This is a genomic window from Mesorhizobium sp. B3-1-8, assembly GCF_006439495.1.
In the GTDB taxonomy this organism is placed as follows: Bacteria; Pseudomonadota; Alphaproteobacteria; order Rhizobiales; family Rhizobiaceae; genus Mesorhizobium.
In genome coordinates, this window is the sequence record NZ_VFTK01000023.1 from 22,852 (window position 1) to 41,570 (window position 18,719).

The following is an 18,719-nucleotide window of genomic DNA, read 5'->3' on the forward strand; positions in this document are numbered from 1 at the left end:
TCCTTCACCTTTTGCGCCTAGGCTTATTCAAACACGACATTCGCCTATGCGAACCCCAGGTTGCAACCAATACGTCTTAAGGATTGAGGGATGGTTGACGCCGCCGCGTCATTTGACGGCAACCGAGTCGCGGCCAACAAGACTTCCGCGCGACCCATGCGAGCCGATCAGGGTCGGTGGACTGCGACCGCAAAAGACGGCGCCGGGCTGGCCGACTACGTTCAATTCTGCGCCTCGGCGTTGTTCGCGCCGGCGCAAAGCGCATCCTGGGTAAACAACTGGGCAACCGCGACCGGCGCCGACATCGTTGTCGCGACGCTAACCTGCGATGGCCATCCGGCGCTTTCGCTTGCGCTGGAAGTCGTAGGGCGCGGTCCGTTCAAGGTTGCCCGTTTCGCCGGCGGGCGCCACGCCAACGGCAATTTCGCCGCCGCCGATCCACGTTTCCTGCCGGCTATCGACGGTCGGGCGATCCGCTCGGTGTTCAAGGTCATCGCCCGAACGCGGCCGGACATCGACCTGATCTCGCTGGAAAGGCTGCTGCCCGACCTCGACGGCGTCGCCAACCCGCTCGCCGCGCTATCCGGCTTTCCAAGTCCGAACCTTGCGCTCGCGGTCGATCTCGACGGCGGGTTCGACGCGCTCTTGTCGCGCGCGAGCGGCAAGCGCAAGCGCAAGAAGCACCGTTCGCAGACGCGCAAGTTCGAGGCGGTCGGCACCTTCCGCCGCCTCGAGGCGCACACTCGCGAAGAGGTCGACACGCTGCTCGACGCCTTCCTCGAGATGAAGGAGGTGCGTTTCGCCAAGATGGGCATCGCCAATGTCTTCGGCGACAGGCAAGTGCGCGACTTCTTCCGGACGCTGTTTGCCGATGCGCTGACGGAGGAAAAGCCGTCCTTCCTGCTGCACGGCCTGGACGTGGCGGGAAAACTGCGCGCGGTTACCGGCTGCAGCCGCTCCGGCAAGCGACTGATCTGCGAGTTTGGCGCCATCGCCGAGGACGATCTCGCCTTCACCAGCCCCGGCGACTTCCTGTTCTTCGACAATATCCAGGAAGCCTGCGATCTCGGCTTCAAGGTCTATGACTTCTCGGTCGGCGACGAGCCTTACAAACGGCTCTGGTGCGATCTCGAGATCCAGCATTTCGAGGTGCTTGCGCCGCTGACATTGAAAGGCCGCGCATTGGCGACGACGATGCGGCAAGGCGCGCGGGCCAAGGCCTTCATCAAGAACAATCCGACGGTCTGGAAGTTGACCAAGATGCTGCGCCGCAAGGCTGCCGGACAGGCTGCACCTGCCGCAACCGAGGACGACAGCTAGGCTTGGTAAGAGTCGCACAGTCGCCGTCGCGTTCCGGGGCGATGCGGCAAGCGGGCCGAGACCCTGAGGGACTCGACGGAACCTATCGAGTGCCGAGAGGTTTTCGCACCCAGAAGGAGAATGGCCATGGCTAAGTGCGACCAGTGCGGCAACGACTATGACAAGGCATTCCTAGTGAGCTTGAGCGGGCAAACCTACACGTTTGACAGCTTCGAGTGCGCGATCCAGAAGCTTGCGCCGATCTGCCCGCATTGCAGGGTGCGGATCATGGGACATGGCGTCGAGCAGGGCGATATCATCTATTGCTGCGCGCATTGCGCCGGGCAGGAAGGGGCCAACGCCCTGACCGATCGCGCACCGTGACAATCGCGAATCCTCTGCCTCTCCCTTCGAGGGCCACGCGGAAATAACTTTCTCGTAGCGCTCTTGACCGCGATCCTGGGGCAGTCGTTCAGTTCTAACTACGCCGCCTGAACGATCTCGACCAATTCAACGTCGAACACCAGGTCCTTTCCGGCCAACGGATGATTGCCGTCGAGCTTGACGCTGGCGTCGTCCGCGCCGATGACCGTTACTTGCATGGGACGTCCCTCGCGGGTGCGGGCCTGCAATCGGGTGCCAATATCGACGTTGATGTTTTCCGGCACGCTGGCGCGGTCGATGACTACGACCGCTTCGGGGCGATGGGGGCCATAGGCGGCGTCAGCGGGAACGGTGACGGTGCTTTTCGTGCCGACCTCCATGCCTTCGACATGCGTTTCGAGACCAGGAATTACCTGTCCTTCGCCCAGTGTAAACTGCAACGGTTCACTGCCGGAAGAATCGAATTGGGTGCCGTCGACCAGACGCCCAGTGTAGTTGATACGTACAGTGTCGCCATTCTTGGCCTGTGTCATAACAGCCATCCTTTGGGAGTTTCGAGGGACCGGCCTAGGGTTCACGGTCCGCTCTTGATCATCCACGCACGAAAATGCGCAGCGCGAAACATCAAAACTAGGTGCTATGCCGCCGATGTAAAGTGCGGGGGCCGCCGAGAAATGCCCCGGCTCGGTCTTGCACCTAAGGACTGTCATGCCCCCGACTGAGCCGTGCTCGATTCGCTGCGGTCTCGGCCTCCGGTTCCTCGCGGTTGTCCTTAGCAAGCGCCGCGGCAGCGCAGGACAGCCTTGTCCGCCTCCAGCCTTACGCAGCCGACCGGCGTCCTGGCAATGGATCTCCCGGTTCGCGGCCGACCGGCGTGACCAGCGTCAGGTTGGGATAGCCGTTCTCGATCAGCTTCACCGCGGCCTGCGTCACCTGGTCGTCGGCCTCGAGCATCGACAGGAAGACTTCGGTGCCGTCGCCGACAAGGCGGCCGATGCCTTGCGCGTCGGCAGGGCCGCACTCGACCACGACGAGATCATAGGCCGTGGTGAGCGACTGCATGATGATCGGCAGCCGGTCGGCGGCGCGCATGGCGCGGACAGGGTCGGCGGTGCCGACCGGAATGACATGCGCATCCGAATAGAGATCGGGGTGGATGACGTCGCTGAACTGCGCTTCGGAAGCGAGCAGATTGGTGATGCCGGGGAAGAGGCTTGTGTCCAGCATCGGCCGCGACGCCGCGCCCGATGCGGTGAGATCGAGCAGCAGCACACGCAGGCCGGCATCCGATACTTCGCGCGCCACCAGCACGGCGGACGCCGCCGCCTCGTCGCCTTCCGGCGACACGAAGATCGCGCGCGCGGCGCCGGAGGCGATCAGCTTCTCCGCGGCCTTGTCGACATCGATCTCGCCCAGCCTGGATTGCCTTGGCTCCGGGGCCGATTCGCTGGGCTCGGCCTGCTTGACAGCCGCAGCGCGAACCTCCGCCAACTCGTGCTCGGCCGGCCTCGGCAGTTCCGATTCGGCGATCGAATGCCCCGGCTCGGCTTCCTCGTAAGGCGCAAAGGCCCGACCTTCGCCATGTGCTTCGGCGATCATCGGTTCCACCCGGGTCGCGGGCATCGCCACCTGCTCGATATCGGCGAAGCGGGCGCCGGCGGCCGGACGCATGGCGCGGCCCGAGAACAGCTCGCCAAGCAGCGTGCCGATCGCCATCAGCAGCAGCGAAGCAGCGGCGGCGGCGCCGGTGATCGGCCCGATCTTCGGGAAATAGGGCTGGGACGGCACCTGGGCCTGCGCGATCAGGCTCGCCGCGACAGGCGAGTATCTGCGATCCTTGCGCGAGGCCACGGCATTGTAACTAGCCATATAGGATTCAAGCTGTTGGCGCTGAACATTCGCGTCGCGCTGCAGGGCGTCCAGCTGCACCTGCTGCTCGCCGGCCCGCGCCGAGGCAGCTTTCAGCGTGTTGACGTCCGCGATCAGCTGATCCTCGCGGGCCTTGGCCGTCTGGACCTGGGCCGACAGGCCGCGGATGATCTTTTGCGCCTCATTGCGAATCTGTCCGTCGAGATCGGCCAGCTGCGACTTCAGCGCCCGGATGCGCGGATGGTTGTCGAGCAGGGTCGTGGAAAGATCGGCGATGTTGGCCTTGAGCTCCACCTGGCGCTCGCGCAGGCGCTGGATCAGCTCGGAAGACAGGACTTCCGGCACACTGTCCAGCGAACCGCCATTCTGCAGCGCCCGGCGCACGCTCTCGGCGCTCGCCTCGGCGGCGGCTCGGCTGGCGCGCACGCGCGACAATTCGCTCGACAGTTCAGAGAGCTGCTGCGTCGGAAGCACCGCATTGTTGCCGCCCATCAAGAGGTCGGACTGCGCACGGAAGGCCGCGACCTTGGCCTCGGCGTCCTTGACGCGATTCTGCAGGTCGGCGATTTCCGGCGCCAGGAAGTCGGTGGCGGCGGCGTTCGATTCGAGCTTGGCGTCGCCCTTCGAAGCGATATAGGCGTTGGCGATGCCGTTCGCGATGTCGGCGGCGAGCTTGGGATCCTTCGAGGCGAACTCGATCGCGATCGCGCGCGTCTTTTCAACGGCGTAGACATTGAGCTTGTCGTGCATGGCATTCAGCACGCGCTCGTCCGGCGGGATATCGAAGGGATCGCTTTTCAAGCCGACGAGCACAAGCGCGCGCCCGAGCGACGACATTTTCAGCGTCTCGTCGAACTCCGGCAACTTGTCCAGGTTGAGCTTGGTCGCCACCTGCTTGAGGATGTCGGGCGAGGAAATGATCTGGACCTGGGTCGCAACGCCTTGCTCGTCGAGAATCGGTTTGTCGTCATCGTTGGTGCCCGGCGGCCGGGTGTATTCCGATTCGCGCGAGCCGATCTCCAGCTTGGCTGTCGCCTTATAGTAGGGCGTCGCGAGCCAGGCGAAGGCGAAGGCCAGCCCGGTGACCAGAAGCGTCACGAAGACAATGCGCAGCCAGTTCCTCGCCAGGCTGGCGAAGAGCTGTCTCAGATCGACATCGACGTCTGCGGCCGCGGACTGAACGGACATGCATCCTGCTCCGAACTTTGAGTCGAGGATGGACCGTAAACAACTATGGTAACTCACCCGTTAAGATCGGAATGAGCGCTTATTAGAGAGCACTCAAAGAAGATTGGGCGAAAGCAATAGAACAATTGAGCTTTTTGCCGATCTCCGCTCTCCCGGACCGAGCTCCTTTACCACCCATTAACCCTAACAGGATGATAACGGTCGCACTTTCCTGGGGTTGGCCGCGACTTGCGGCAAGAGCGATGAAGGTTCCTGGCCGGTCATGAAAAGCACTGCTTCCCTCTTTCGCGCTTTGCTTGCCCTGTCGCTGCTGACCGGCTGTTCGAGCTACCGCCCGACACCCGCCGCCTTCCATGAAGTGCTCGATCAGCCCTACCGACTCGGCGCCGGCGACCGCGTCCGTGTCACGGTGTTCGAGCAGGATGGGTTGAGCAACACCTACAGCGTCGACCAGTCCGGCTATCTCTCCTTCCCGCTGGTCGGCGCGGTGCCGGCGCGCGGCCACACCGCGCAGCAGTTGGAAAAGGCGATCGCCGACAAGCTGCGCCAAGGCTATTTGCGCGATCCCGACGTTTCGGTCGAAATCGACCGCTACCGGCCGATCTTTGTCATGGGCGAAGTGGGTGCCGCCGGCCAGTATTCCTACGTGCCGGGACTCACCGTGCAAAAGGCGGTCGCCATCGCCGGCGGCTTCACGCCGCGCGCCAATCAGGGGAGCGTCGACATCACCCGCGACATCAACGGCAAAGTGATGACCGGTCGGGTTCTGACATCCGATCCGCTCCTGCCCGGCGACACCGTCTACGTCCGCGAACGCCTGTTCTGAAAAACCCGTCGTGGCGGTGAATCTCAGGATCGTCCACTGCTTTCGCTCACCTGTCGGAGGAATCTTCCGGCATGTGCGCGACCTGACAGAGGCGCAGGTCGCCGCTGGCCATGCGGTGGGAATCGTCTGCGACTCGACCACCGGCGGCGACTATGAGGAGCGCTTGTTCGAGGCTATGAAGGACAGTTTGGCGCTCGGCATCCATCGCACGCCGATGCAGCGTCATGTCGGGCCGGGCGACCTCGCCTCGGCCTGGCGCACCTATCGAATCATCCAGGAATTGCGGCCGGACGTGCTGCACGGGCACGGCGCCAAGGGTGGCGCCTATGCCCGGCTGTTCGGCTCACTGTTGCGGGTATCAAGGTTTCGCGTTGCCCGCCTCTATTCGCCGCATGGCGGCTCCCTCCACTATGACGAAGCGACGGCGACGGGAAAGCTGTTCTTCGGCCTGGAGCGCTTCATGGCGTGCTTCACCGATTGCCTGCTGTTCGTTTCCGACTACGAGCGGAAAACCTATCGCCGCAAGGTCGGCGAGCCGCCGATACCCAACCGGCTGGTCTATAACGGCCTGCGCGCCGCCGAATTCGAACCGGTGACGACGTCGGCGGATGCCGCCGATTTCCTGTACATCGGGATGATGCGCGACCTGAAAGGTCCGGATATCTTCATCGATGCGCTGGCCTTGGCCGGCAACGAGCTCGGACGCCCCCTGAGCGCAGTTATGGTCGGCGACGGCGACGACCTGCCGCGCTACCACGCGCAGGTCGAGCGGCTCGGCCTGGAGAGCCACGTCCGTTTCCTGCCGCCCATGCCGGCGAGGGACGCTTTCGCGCTGGCCGATTTGATCGTCGTGCCGTCCCGCGCGGAGGCGATGCCGTATATCGTGCTCGAGGCCTTGGCCGCCGGCATGCCGATGATCGCGACCGCGGTCGGCGGCATTCCGGAAATCTTCGGCGAAAACTCCCCTGCCCTGATCCGGCCCGACGCATCCCAGCTCGCCGCCAAAATGGGGACGGCGCTCAGCGACTTCGACGGTTATCGAAAACGGATGCCGCAAGCCGATGAGCTGAAGGCCCGATTCGGCGCCGACGTCATGGCCGCCGATATCGAGAAGGCCTATTTCGCCGCGCTGCACAAATAGGCCGCGGGCCGCAACAACTCCAAAACCACCGGTTGTTTCAAGGGTTTCTTAGCTCTCTTTTGTTATGCAGTTGCGCGAAGCTCGCGGACAGTTCCCATGAATGAGATCGACCCCGCGCACCGCTTTTCCATGGATGCGGTGCGCAACTACGACGCTCCCGCCGAGGGCGAAAAGCCTGGCGGCATCAACGATGTGGCGCGCCAGGTCGCCTCACAATACCGGCGCGATACCATGTCGCCGATCATGGTCAGCGGCGTGCTGCGCATGGTCGAGTTCGCGATGCTGTTCCTGTCTGGGCTCTGCGTCTATTTCTACTATGTCGGCTTCTTCAGCTATCTGGCCTGGCAGTATCCGCTGGCGATCGCGGCGACGTCGTTCCTGGCCGTGGTGCTGCTCGACGTGACCGACTGCTACCAGATCGAAGCTTTGATGCGTCCGCTGGCCAATTTCGGCCGCCTGCTGCTGGTCTGGGCCGGCAGCTTCGCGCTGATGGCGCTCACCGCCTTCGCCATCAAGGCGTCGGAAGACTATTCGCGCTTGCTGTTCGGCACCTGGTTCGCGGTCGGCTTCGTGCTGATCTTCGGCCTGAGACTCGTGATGTCCAGCCTCATCCGGCGCTGGGCGCGCGACGGCCGCATGGAGCGCCGCGCGCTCATCGTCGGCGGCGGCAAGGCGGCCGAGCAGCTGATCCGCTCGGTCGAGAAGCAGCCCTACAACGACATCCGCATCTGCGGCATCTTCGACGACCGAAACGACAAGCGTTCGCCGCCGATCGTCGCCGGCTATCCGAAGCTCGGCACCATCTCCGAGCTCATCGAATTCGCCCGCATCGCGCGCATCGACATGCTGATCGTATCGCTGCCGCTGACCGCCGAATCGCGCGTCCTGCAGCTTCTGAAGAAACTCTGGGTGCTGCCGGTCGACATCCGGCTCTCGGCGCATTCCAATGCGCTGCAGTTCCGGCCGCGCGCCTACTCCTATATCGGCTCGGTGCCGATGCTCGACATCTTCGACAAGCCGATCAACGACTGGGATTCGGTCGCCAAACGCGCCTTCGACATCTTCTTCTCACTTGTCGGCATCGTCCTTTTTTCGCCGGTGATGCTCGCCACCGCGATCGCCATCAAGCTCGACAGCAAGGGCCCGGTGCTGTTCAAGCAGAAGCGGCACGGCTTCAACAACGAGATCATCGAGGTCTACAAGTTCCGCTCGATGTATACCGACCGGTCCGACCCGACCGCCAAGCAGACGGTGACCAAGAACGATCCGCGCGTCACCCGTGTCGGCCGCTTCATCCGCAAGACCTCGATCGACGAGCTGCCGCAGTTCTTCAATTCGCTGTTCGGTTCGCTGTCGCTGGTCGGGCCGCGTCCGCATGCCATCGCCGCGCAGTCGCACAATTTGCTCTACAACGAGGTGGTCGACGGCTACTTCGCCCGCCACAAGGTCAAGCCCGGCGTCACCGGCTGGGCGCAGATCAACGGCTGGCGCGGCGAGATGGACACCAACGAAAAGATCCGCATGCGCACCGAATACGACCTCTATTACATCGAGAACTGGTCGATGCTGTTCGACCTGCGCATCCTGTTCCTGACGCCGATCCGCCTGCTCAACACGGAAAACGCCTATTGAGCGCAATCGCCCATCCGTTGCAGCCGCAAGCTGTCAACCAGTTGCCGGCGTCGGCGGTCAACAAGTTGCAACCGCAGGCTGTCAACAAATTGCTGGCGTCGGCGGTCAACGCCAAGCTGATTTCGCTGATCGCGTCGGCGGCGATCGGCGTCGGCATCCTGCTCTCCGGCTTCGTCATCAGCGAGCCGGCGCCCTACGAAATCTACATGGCCGGGCTGATCGCGGTCTGGGCGCTGTTCGGCCTGCGAATCTCGCGCGCGATCGTCCCCTTACTGGTGCTGCTGGTGGCGATGAACATCGGCGGCATGATCGCCATGACGCAGATGGCGGACCTCGCCAACACGCCGCTCTATCTCGCCGTCTCGCTGTTTTTGGCCCTCAGCGCGGTGTTCTTCGCCTCGGTGACTTCGGTCCAGCCCAGCCTCTACCGGCTGATCTTCATCGCCTATGTCGTGTCGGCGGTGGCGACGTCGCTGCTCGGCATCGCCGGCTACTTCCATGCCTTCCCCGGCGCGGAGATGTTCACTAAATACGACCGAGCGGCCGGCGCCTTCCAGGATCCGAACGTGTTCGGGCCGTTCCTGGTGCTGCCCGGTACCTATCTGCTCTATCTGCTCCTGACCGGCCCGGTGTCGCGGATGCCGCTTCTGGCGGTGCCGCTGCTCATCGTCAGCGCCGGCATCTTCTTCTCCTTCTCGCGCGGCGCCTGGGGCATGTTCGCCGTGTCGGCGGTGCTGCTCACCGCGTGCCTCTTCCTGCAGAGCGCCAGCGGCAGGTTCCGGCTGCGCGTGGTGGTGATGACGATCGCGGCCGTGGCGCTGCTGGTCATCGCCTTCATCGTCATCCTGCAGTTGCCCGGCGTGTCTGACATGTTCACTCAACGCGCGCAGCTCGAGCAGAGCTATGACTCGGCGCGGCTTGGCCGCTTCGCCCGCTATTCGATCGGCTTCCAGCTGGCGATGGAGCACCCGTTCGGCATCGGCCCGCTGGTCTTCGGCACGATCTATGGCGAGGACACGCACGACATCTGGCTGAAGGCGCTGATGGATTATGGCTGGCTTGGTTTCGTCTCGTTCCTGACGCTCACGCTATGGACGATCGGGGCCGGCTTCCGCATCCTTTTGCGCGACCGGCCGTGGCAGCCCTATCTGCTTTGCGCCTATGTCGCCTATCTCGGCAATATCGGCCTCGGCACCTTCATCGACATCGACCACTGGCGCCATCTCTACCTGCTGTTGGGCTTGATCTGGGGCGCGATCGCGCTGGAGTACCGGCATCAGCTGGAATTGCGGCTGGGAAGGCCTGCGTCCCTGCTTGCAATTTCACCTGCGCGATAGGCACCGAATTCGGTTGACCCGCACCGGGTTATCACGATACATCGCCACCCGGTCCGGAGTGTAGCGCAGCCCGGTAGCGCACTTGACTGGGGGTCAAGGGGTCGTCGGTTCGAATCCGGCCACTCCGACCATTTGAAACAAAGGACTTCCCCCAAGTTCTTAGGCTGAAGCCCAAGCCTTCCGCTCTTCACGCAACCGCTTACTGACAAGAGCAGCCCCCGCTTGATTTAGAGCAGTTCCTGCGACTTCGGCGGAAGCCAGGCGTATCCATCACGCGACCGTGGCTTTGGCCGCCGGGTCCTGCTCGGACGAGCGCGCCGAGCGCTGCCACCGGCATAGAGTGTTAACGGGTTTGTTAATGTGGCGCGGCATATAGAATTTCCGGGCAGCATCGAGAGTTCCGAGCATCGCCTCACGCTCACAGCCGCGGCATTCTGCATGAAACCGAAGCCTTCAGCCGGATCGAACCTGACGCAGCTGACCAGCTTGCGGTTTTTCGCCGCTCTCTATGTGCTTGCCTTCCATTCGGCAGACATCGACGGAGCGCCGCCCCTAATCGCCAATTTTATGCAGAATGGCTATCTCGGCGTCTCGTTTTTCTTCCTGTTGTCCGGCTTCATCCTAACCCATTCCTACTTCGACAAGATGTCTGACTGGCACGAGGTTCGACGGTTCGCCATTGCGAGATTCTCCCGAATTTATCCAGTCTATCTCCTTGCCCTCGCTGTGGCTCTGCCGCTGACAAGCATGCCTTTCGATCACCCGCTTGCGTCGCTGGGGACACTTGGCCTTATTCAGGCTTGGGGCGCACCAACGTCAATGCTCGGATTCTTCTGGAATCCTCCAGGTTGGACGCTTTCGATCGAGCTCTTTTTCTATCTTATGTTCCCGTTACTGCTTCCAGGCCTTTCAAGGCTTACGACTGGAGCCCTGTGGATCAGCCTGGCAGTTGTGACGCTGGTCTTCATGGCTATGTGTCTGCCGGGGCTAGGGCCGACAGGCTACCTTGCATTCGGCTGGATGGGGCTGGTACCTCTCCCGCTGCTGAGGCTGCCCGAATTTATGACCGGCATCATCTGCGCTCTCCTGTTCAGGGCCGGCGCGTTCGATCGCTTCCGCAGCGACCTGGCCGTCATTCTGGCCGCGGCGTTCACGGTGGCTACGCTTGTCGCGACCTGCATGTCGATGACAGGGGGGTTCGCGGCAATCGGCTTTGTTGCCCTGATTGCGACATGCGCGGTGAATGACGGCAGGACCCAACGCGCGCTGTCGTATAAGCCGCTCGTGCTGTTGGGCAATGCAAGCTATGCCCTCTACATCCTGCAAATTCCGGTTCGGAAGTGGATTCCGGTGATATTCACCGGAGAATGGGATTGGGTCGGAAGTCTTTTGTATCAGCCTTTGCTGATCATCATCTCGGTCGTCGTCTTCATTCTGGTAGAGGAACCTGCCCGCAAGCTCCTACGCTCCTCAATTCCGCAGCGGGCGGGCCCTTCCGTCGCATGATTCAAGCCCCATGCGCGGCCAGCATGCGGCGCGCGCTTTCCTCATCGGTGATCAGGATGGTCGGCGCGATCAGGTTCATGGCACCGAGCAGTGCCTCGGTCTTCTCGGCGCCGCCGGAGGTGAGGATGCGGATCGGCGCCTTGCGCAGGCGGTCGACATCCACCGACATCACGTGGCTGTTGACGGGATGGTCGACCAGATCGCCGTTGCGGTCGTAGAAATGGAACAGAAGGTCGCCGACGGCACCGCGCGCCAACAGGGCCTCGCGGTCGGCTTCCTTGAGAAAGCCGCCGCGCGAGAAGGTGGTGGCCGAAGCGATGCCGCCGACGCTCAGCAGAACGGCGTCGAGCGCGTCGGCCATTTCAAAAATCTCCTGCAGGCCGCAACGCTCGACCAGCGCGATCTTGGTCTCGACGCTGTCGACGACGGCCGGCGTCGGCATCAGATAACCGTCGCCCTGGAATATCTGGGCAAAGCGCCAGGCGAACTCGGCCGGGTTGACCCGGCGCGCGACGCCGACGCCGCCAAGCAGCGAAATCACGCTGAAATCAGTCAGCGATTTGGCGCTGATGAAGGGCAAGGTATGGAATAGCGTCACGCCCCAGCCGACGCCGACCCGCATGCCGGATTTCATCGCGTCGGACAGGAACATGCCGGTCTTGGCGGCGATTGCCGGGATTGGATCGGCGTTGGGGTCTGTGAGCGGCGCGACCAGCGCCTGCTGCAGCCCAAAGGTCTTCTCCAGCGCCCGCTCCAGCCGCACGATCTCCAAAAGCTCGCTCTCGATGGTGATCTTCACCTCGTTGCGCGCCCTCGCCTCCGCCAGCATGCGCACGATGGTGACGCGGCCGACGCCGAGCACGTCGGCAATCTCGTTTTGCGTCATCTGCTCGACGAAATACATCCAGGCGGCGCGGATCCTGAGGCGGTCGGTCCGGCTTTCGCTGACGACCTGCTCGGATGCCTCAGCCGCCGCCCTGCCGTTTTCGGATTCGCCCTGCCGCCGCCTGCCCAATTTCCCCTCCAAGCCCGGCGATGATGCTGCCTCGCCGATTCTGCATGCTGGTTAAATATTGCCTATTGATCTACCAATCGAGACGAACAATCTAGAGAGGGCGACTGGCGCCCCAAGCCCTGACCGGCTTCAGCGTTTCGAGGCAATTGGCGATGCTGCGACAAATTTCCGAAGACGTCCGCGCCAACCTGAAGGACCGGCTTCGGGAACTGCGCGACGCGATCCGCCAAAACCGCCACGACAGCGCCGGCGATACCTCGCACGACATCGCCGGCAATTTGCCGCCCTTCCCGGGCCGCAGCCTGCTTGGCCATGCCGCAAGGGCCGTCGACGAAGCGCTGACGATCGCCGAATCCTTCGTTCCGCATTCCCGGCCGCTCAAGGTCGACGGCACGACCGTCAAAAGCCTGCGGACCTATTTCCCGCAAGGCGACGAAGACCGGCAGATCGGCGGCGAACGCCAGTTCAGGCGTGACATGTATTATCTGACCCGCGCGGTTCTCGCCGGCTATGGCATCGACAATCCGCGCGTTCACGAGGCGGGCTTTTCCGCCGTGCACGCAGCGATGCGCAAGCGCCACGCCGATCTTCTGGCTGCCGCGACGGGCGACGCGGCATCCACGGATGAGGTCGCGGCGGCCTGCGCGGCTCTCCTCGTCGAATGCCTCAGCCACCGTCCTGTTCAGCCTGGCGAGATCGGGACAGGCCCGGCGATAGCCGGCGACCTGTCTCTCGACATCAGGTGCCTCGCGCCCGTAGTGCTTGCCTGCGGACTGGCGACCAAGGCGGACGGCGGCACGCCCGAGCCCGACATTCTCGAGATCGCAGTGCTGGCGGCCCAAGTGCGGGAGGATCGCATCCGGCAGGCCTGCGCCCAAGCCAATGCCGTCCAGGAACTGACACCGGTTCTCGCCACGCTGCTCGCGCATCTGACGTAACCCGCCGCGAGGATCCGCTATCGCTCGGCCGCCATGGCCGCGATCGTCTTCTTGGCACGCTGGATCGAGGCCGGGCTCATGCTGAGTTCGGTCAGGCCCATCCCGACGAAGGCCGGGATCAGGTCCGGCCGGCCGGCGGCCTCGCCGCACATGCCCACCATGATGCCGGCGGCGACACCCGCCCTGGCCGTCAGCTCGATCGCCGACATCACCGCCGGATTGGTGACGTCATTGAGCTTGGCGACCGTCGGATTGAGGCGGTCGGCGGCCATGATGTACTGGGTGAGGTCATTTGTGCCGATCGAGAAGAACGCCACTTCCCTTGCCAGCGCCGGCGCGATCAGCACGGCGGCGGGCGTCTCGATCATCACGCCGAGATCGAAGCTTGCATGCGGCACGCCTTCGGCCTTCAATTCCGCCGCGCATTCCTCGACGAGCGCGCGGGTGCGCGTCACTTCGGCGATTTCCGAAACCATCGGCAGCATCACCTTGATGTTGCCATGGACGGCGGCGCGCAACAGCGCCCGCAGCTGGCGCTTGAAGATGTCGGGACGGTCGAGGCACATGCGGATGCCGCGCCAGCCGAGGAAGGGATTTTCCTCGTCCGGAAACTCGATGCCGGCGATCGGCTTGTCGCCGCCGATGTCGAGCGTGCGCACGATGACCGAATGTGGCGCAAACGCCTTGGCCAAGGCGCTGTAGGTCTCGGCCTGCATGTCCTCCGATGGCAGATGCATGTGGCGCATGAAGAGCAGCTCGGTGCGGAACAGCCCGACGCCCATGGCGCCTGCTTCCTGCGCCGCCTCGATCTCCTCCAGCGAGCCGATATTGGCCGCGACCTCGATCACGGTGCCGTCGGCGCGCTTCGGGGTCACGCCCTTGAACACCTTGAGGCCCGCGCGCTCCTGCGCCGCCGCCTCGACGCGCCTGTTGAAATCAGTACGCGTGGCCTCGTCGGGGTCGACGAGAACCTGCCCCGCATTGCCGTCGATGGCGACCTCCTTGGCCGCACGCAACTCGTTGATCTTATCCCCCAGACCCAGCACGGCCGGAATGCCGTGCGAGCGGGCGATGATGGCGATGTGCGAGGTGGCGCCGCCATGGCCGCAGATCACGCCGCCGATGCGCTTCAGCGGCGCGCGCGCCAAATCCCAGGCGCCGATGTCGTCGGCAATGAGGACCGCGCCCTGCGGTATCGTCTCCAGGCTGACTTCGTCCTGGCCGAGCAGCACCAGGCAGATCTGCCGGCCGACGGCATGGACGTCGTCGGCCCGGGCGTTGAGATAGTGGTCGTCGACCGCGCTGAAATCGGCGGCGATGGTGGCCGCGGCCGCAATGACCGCCGAGACCGCGTCGTCACCGCCCCGGATCAGCCTTTCGACCTCGCCGGTCAGGCTGTCGTCGGCGGCTATGTCGCGCAGCGCCGCGACGATGCCACGGTCGCCGGCGGAGAGATTGTTCTCCGCAAGCGTGCGGTCCATGCGCGCCTGGACGCTGGCGACAACGCCGCGGAAGCGCTCGAGCTCACTGTCGATCTCATCGGCCTGCAGGCGCCTGCCCGGCCCCTCGATTTCCGGCGGGAAATGGGCAAAGGCCGGCCCGATGGCCACGCCTTCGCTGGCGGCGATACCCTGGAGTTTTGGTGCTCCATCCGGCAACGCGGCAGTCGGCGGCGTGGCTTGCGGAACGGACAAGGCGGCTGTGGCTTCGGAGTCAGCTTCGGCAGCCTCGCCCTCGTCGTCGAGGCCGGCGCGCGGGTTCTCCAGATAGCCTATCAGCGCCTCGATAGCCTCGATCGCGTCGGCGCCGTTGGCGCGCACGGTGACTTCCTGGTTTTCCTTGACCGCCAGCAGCATCAGCTTGACCGAGCTCTTGGCGCTGACTGCCTTGCCGTCCTTGACCAGCTCGACATCGGATTCGAAACCCTTGGCGAGTTTCACGAACCGCGTGGCGGGACGGGCGTGCAAACCTTCATGCACTCTGACGATGGTCGAGCGTTCCATGGCAATAACTCTAGGTTTGTGGCGCCGTCGACAGACAGCGCGGATATTATCAGGCGGCGATGGTGATGACAGCGCCCGGCGTAAGCGCCGCCACAAGCGCTCCGGTATCGACCTCGGATGCGCAAACTTCGCCCGGCCTTTCAGCCTCGGTCGCTCCGTTGAAGGAGATGACGACGTGACCCATCTCGCGGACCTTGCTCCACGCGGTGGAGCCGACCGCCGTTATCACAGCCGAAACCGGTCCGAGCGTGATCGACGCGCCTTTTTGCGGTGCGTCGTCACTGGGTCCCTGCTCTGCCAGATGAAGCACGGAAACCTCGGCCAGTTCCGGAGGCGAGCCATCCGCGAACAGGATGACCACGCCGCCCTCGGCGAGGTCCGCCACTTCGGGTCCGATAGCAGTGACCCGTGTCTTGAGAAGAACCGACATATGGCGAACCTCGATACTGTTGACGACTTAGAACACGATCAGGGAGACGACCCATGCGATCAGCACGGAGACCGGGCCCATGATCTGGCGGCTGATGAGCACCGCCGGCACGCCGATTTCGATCGTCTTCGGCTTGGCCTCACCGAGCGCCAGACCGACGGGAACGAAATCGCAGCCCACCTGGGTGTTGTAGGCAAACAGGGCCGGCAGCGCCATGGCGGGCGAGATGGTGCCGTTGGCGATCTGCGGCCCGATGATGGCGACGCCGATCACCTGCGCGATGACCGCGCCCGGGCCCAGGATGGGCGACAGGAACGGCAGGCCGCAGATGGCCGAGATGACCAGCAGGCCGACGATGTTGTTGGCCAGCGGACCCATCGGCTGCGCCAGCACGTCACCGATGCCGGTATAGAGGATCAGGCCGATCAGCATGGTCACGAAGGCCATGAAGGGCAGCACGTTGCGGATGACCTGATCGATGGTGCGGCGGCCGGAATTGAAGAAGATGCCGACAACGCGGCCCATGACGCGGCCGATCGAGCTGATCAGGCCGATAAGCCCGCCCTCGCTCGGCAGCGGCTCGGCCGCCCTGGATGCAGTGTTGTTGCTTGAACTCATCGATGCTGCTCCCCCCGCAGTGGTGACCGCTTCGGATCCGTCCGCCATTGTGACATTGGCCGGCTTCACGCCCGAAACGTAGATGTCTTCCGTGATGAACTGAGCGAGCGGACCCGCCTGGCCGACCGGCGTCAGATTGACGGTCGGGATACGCTTGCGCGGGTAGACGCCGCAGCGCGCGGTGCCGCCGCAGTCGACGACGACGACCGCCATCTCGCTTTCGATCGGCGGCGCCTTGAAGCCGTCGACCGCCTCGGCGCCGGTCATATCGGCGATAAGCTGCGCCACCGGATGAATGCCGCCACCGGTTACCGACACGACCTTGCTGCGCTGTTCGGTCGGCTCGATGACCAGCGGACCGCCCCAGCCGGTGGACCCCTTCGAGATCTTTACTGCCTTGTATGTCTTGGCCATGGTGTCCTCCCGCCTTTAGAGCTCGACGCCCTGGCGGCGTGCCATGATGGCCGTGATGCGCTCGGTCAGCATGCCCTTGAGCAGGATGACGACGAGGCCGACGATGGCGTACCAGATGGCCACCTTGACATGGTAGCCGTTGGCGATGACGCCTCGCTTCTCGAGGTCGAGCAGCGCGACCAGCATGCCGCCCCAGACGAAATATTCGCCGGGGTTGATATGCGGGAACAGGCCGAGCGGCGGATGCACGTAGGACACGGCCGCGTCGTAGAAGGCGGGCTTGTGCTTTTCTTCCAGGAAAGAACCGAAGGTGTAAGCCATCGGGTTGGTGAGGAAGAACACCGACAGGACCGGCAGCACCGTATAACGGGTCAGCGCGATGCGGCCGGCGCCGCGCGCCAGGCCGTGAACGCGCTCTTCGCCGACCAGTTCGGTAACGGCGTAGAAGGCGGTCATCAGCACCACCAGCGTCGGGATGATGCCGGTGACGAAGCCGGCGAACACTTCGCCGCCCTTCTGGAAGATGCCGATGAAATACTTGCCGATCGCGGTCAGCCAGCCGAGCTGCTCTTCCTGCTGCACGTTCTTCAGCTGTTCCTTCAGCTGATCGGCGGTGACCGGCGCGTTGTCGGTCGTCGCCTGCGCCAGGACAACAAGATGATCGGTGGCATGCTCGACGCCGAGCTTGCCGTGCCAGGCAGCATCCGAGACCATGGTGCCTGCGACATGCAGGTTATGCACCGCCAGGTCGGCATGCTGCGCCAATAACGAAATTACAGACATTTCTCCTCCTTATGACCCCTGCCGGTCATTCCCAGCCGGCTGCCGGCGTCCGTTTATGCCCTTGCTACGTTCAAGCCGGACAGGCCCGGCTTCTTCCCCGGCTCCGACCGCGCGCGGTCGATCTGCTCGATCGCCCGTTTCACGGCCTCGGCCACACCGGGTTCCCCCTCCCCCATGATCGCAGGGTTGGACCGGAGTCGATCGAGGGGGACGCCCTCGAATTCTTCATGTCGCTTGAACTTGGTCAGCACCGAGCGGCCGCTCATGACCATCATGCGGCGCACGATCAGATCCGGCGTCACGACGATCAGCGCGATGGTGCCCTTGGCAAGCCGGCCGCGGAAATTGCCAGCGCCGACGAAGCCGTCCTTGAACTCTCCGGTCACGCCTTTGAAGACGTCCGAATAATGCCGCATCTGCAGCCAGACGCCCAGCGATTGCAGCGCCCAGACAACAAACAGCAGAAGCAGTGCCCACTGCCAGATCGCCATTCGGTACTCCTCCCGACTCTCGTTCCTCCGACGCATATTGGACGGAGGCGAGATGACCCGAAAGTGAGAACATTTGTTTCCTCGGATGTCAACATGTATTATATTAGCCGTCATAACGCTCCACAGGCGGCTGACCGATTTCGGCATCGGCAACGCCTGTGCTAGCCTGCCGTCAAACGGGAAGTGAGACATGGACCTGCCTTTCAGGCACGAACTCGCGCTTATGCCGGACCTTCGCCACCGGCTCCGGCAGCTGCGCTGGTTCCGCGCTACCTTCCGCAGCAGCGCGAAAGTGGTGTCCGAAACGTTCGGCGTGCGCTTCGAGATCGACGAGGCCAAGTTGACGCGCGCTTTCCTCGACTGGATCGAAGTCATGGAAGCGCAGAAGCGATTCGCTGCCGTCGACCGCGCGGACTTCATCGTCTTCGCCGCCGGGCTTGTGCTGCGCGAGCTGATCCGGCAGGCGCCGGCGCGAGAGATTTCCGGCCTCACCGACATGATCGAGACCGAGGCCAATGCCGGCACGGCGGAAATCGTGCGCTTCTGGCCGGAAGGCTTCCTCTATACCAACTACTGCGTATCGGCGATCCTGGCCGTGCACGAGCAGGAGTTCGGCACGGCGCCCAGCATCGACAAATGCGCCGACGACCTGCGAACCTGGTGGTCTTATCGCGAGAACGCAACGGAAATGCCCGCCTATGCCGTGGCCTTCCTCGACCGCTTCCTCGGCGCCGAGCCCAACTGGATCACACCCGACCGCGCGCAGTCGCGCCAGGCCATGCAGCGCGCGCTTGGATCCACGCCGGTCAGCGAGGCGCTGCGCCAGCTTTGAAGTGTTGGGGACG

At 63.7% G+C, this 18,719-nt stretch carries 17 protein-coding genes and 1 tRNA gene; 10 read left to right on the plus strand and 8 right to left on the minus strand.

All coding sequences use genetic code 11. From position 1 onward, the window contains the following. Window positions 1-90 precede the first annotated feature (90 nt). Window positions 91-1,320 (plus strand): GNAT family N-acetyltransferase, encoded by a 1,230-nt coding sequence (locus FJ424_RS21045; protein WP_140658549.1) that lies wholly within the window; start codon window positions 91-93, stop codon window positions 1,318-1,320. A gap of 126 nt (window positions 1,321-1,446) precedes the next feature. After that, window positions 1,447-1,683, plus strand: a complete 237-nt coding sequence (locus tag FJ424_RS21050; RefSeq protein WP_140641497.1) for a hypothetical protein — start codon at window positions 1,447-1,449, stop codon at window positions 1,681-1,683. 98 nt (window positions 1,684-1,781) lie between these two features. On the opposite strand, the gene FJ424_RS21055 is transcribed toward FJ424_RS21050, so the two are convergent. Then, window positions 1,782-2,216, minus strand: a complete 435-nt coding sequence (locus FJ424_RS21055) for a peptidylprolyl isomerase (RefSeq protein ID WP_140641495.1) — start codon at window positions 2,214-2,216, stop codon at window positions 1,782-1,784. Window positions 2,217-2,502: 286 nt separating this feature from the next. Continuing rightward, window positions 2,503-4,740 (minus strand): exopolysaccharide transport family protein, encoded by a 2,238-nt coding sequence (locus tag FJ424_RS21060; protein ID WP_140658551.1) that lies wholly within the window; start codon window positions 4,738-4,740, stop codon window positions 2,503-2,505. Between the two features lie 262 nt (window positions 4,741-5,002). Between FJ424_RS21060 and FJ424_RS21065 the strand changes: the two genes are divergently transcribed. From FJ424_RS21065 to FJ424_RS21090, 6 genes are all read left to right on the plus strand, one after another. Beyond that, window positions 5,003-5,566 (plus strand): polysaccharide biosynthesis/export family protein, encoded by a 564-nt coding sequence (locus FJ424_RS21065; protein WP_140658553.1) that lies wholly within the window; start codon window positions 5,003-5,005, stop codon window positions 5,564-5,566. 10 nt (window positions 5,567-5,576) lie between these two features. Next, the gene (locus FJ424_RS21070) at window positions 5,577-6,707 is read left to right on the plus strand and encodes a glycosyltransferase (RefSeq protein WP_140658556.1); all 1,131 of its coding nucleotides are present in this window, start codon (window positions 5,577-5,579) and stop codon (window positions 6,705-6,707) included. Between the two features lie 96 nt (window positions 6,708-6,803). Next, the gene (locus tag FJ424_RS21075; RefSeq protein WP_140658558.1) at window positions 6,804-8,339 is read left to right on the plus strand and encodes an undecaprenyl-phosphate glucose phosphotransferase; all 1,536 of its coding nucleotides are present in this window, start codon (window positions 6,804-6,806) and stop codon (window positions 8,337-8,339) included. An 89-nt stretch (window positions 8,340-8,428) separates the two neighbouring features. Continuing rightward, the gene (locus FJ424_RS21080; RefSeq protein WP_140658598.1) at window positions 8,429-9,676 is read left to right on the plus strand and encodes an O-antigen ligase family protein; all 1,248 of its coding nucleotides are present in this window, start codon (window positions 8,429-8,431) and stop codon (window positions 9,674-9,676) included. Window positions 9,677-9,730: 54 nt separating this feature from the next. After that, window positions 9,731-9,807: transfer RNA gene (locus FJ424_RS21085), tRNA-Pro, on the plus strand. A 307-nt stretch (window positions 9,808-10,114) separates the two neighbouring features. Beyond that, on the plus strand, window positions 10,115-11,182 hold the full coding sequence (locus FJ424_RS21090) for an acyltransferase (protein ID WP_140658560.1): 1,068 nt from the start codon (window positions 10,115-10,117) through the stop codon (window positions 11,180-11,182). A 1-nt stretch (window position 11,183) separates the two neighbouring features. Here FJ424_RS21090 and FJ424_RS21095 read toward each other — a convergent pair whose 3' ends face one another. Continuing rightward, complete coding sequence (locus tag FJ424_RS21095) at window positions 11,184-12,197, minus strand: sugar-binding transcriptional regulator (protein WP_140658562.1); 1,014 nt, start codon at window positions 12,195-12,197, stop codon at window positions 11,184-11,186. Window positions 12,198-12,349: 152 nt separating this feature from the next. On the opposite strand from FJ424_RS21095, the gene FJ424_RS21100 reads away from it, so the two are divergent. Beyond that, on the plus strand, window positions 12,350-13,135 hold the full coding sequence (locus FJ424_RS21100; protein ID WP_140658564.1) for a hypothetical protein: 786 nt from the start codon (window positions 12,350-12,352) through the stop codon (window positions 13,133-13,135). 17 nt (window positions 13,136-13,152) lie between these two features. On the opposite strand, the gene ptsP is transcribed toward FJ424_RS21100, so the two are convergent. The 5 genes from ptsP to FJ424_RS21125 are packed head-to-tail and all read right to left on the minus strand — an operon-like array spanning window position 13,153 to window position 17,874. Then, window positions 13,153-15,138, minus strand: a complete 1,986-nt coding sequence (ptsP, locus tag FJ424_RS21105; protein WP_140658566.1) for a phosphoenolpyruvate--protein phosphotransferase — start codon at window positions 15,136-15,138, stop codon at window positions 13,153-13,155. A gap of 49 nt (window positions 15,139-15,187) precedes the next feature. Next, the gene (locus tag FJ424_RS21110) at window positions 15,188-15,568 is read right to left on the minus strand and encodes a PTS glucitol/sorbitol transporter subunit IIA (RefSeq protein WP_140658568.1); all 381 of its coding nucleotides are present in this window, start codon (window positions 15,566-15,568) and stop codon (window positions 15,188-15,190) included. Window positions 15,569-15,595: 27 nt separating this feature from the next. Then, complete coding sequence (locus FJ424_RS21115; protein WP_140641477.1) at window positions 15,596-16,600, minus strand: PTS glucitol/sorbitol transporter subunit IIB; 1,005 nt, start codon at window positions 16,598-16,600, stop codon at window positions 15,596-15,598. Between the two features lie 15 nt (window positions 16,601-16,615). Further along, window positions 16,616-17,383 (minus strand): PTS glucitol/sorbitol transporter subunit IIC, encoded by a 768-nt coding sequence (locus FJ424_RS21120; RefSeq protein WP_127867858.1) that lies wholly within the window; start codon window positions 17,381-17,383, stop codon window positions 16,616-16,618. A 53-nt stretch (window positions 17,384-17,436) separates the two neighbouring features. Beyond that, window positions 17,437-17,874 carry a transcriptional regulator GutM gene (locus tag FJ424_RS21125; protein WP_140641475.1) on the minus strand — a complete coding sequence of 146 codons (438 nt, stop codon included), beginning with the start codon at window positions 17,872-17,874 and terminating at the stop codon, window positions 17,437-17,439. 190 nt (window positions 17,875-18,064) lie between these two features. Here FJ424_RS21125 and FJ424_RS21130 point away from each other — a divergent pair, with 190 nt between their 5' ends. After that, complete coding sequence (locus FJ424_RS21130) at window positions 18,065-18,706, plus strand: hypothetical protein (protein ID WP_140658570.1); 642 nt, start codon at window positions 18,065-18,067, stop codon at window positions 18,704-18,706. The last annotated feature ends 13 nt before the right edge of the window (window positions 18,707-18,719 follow it).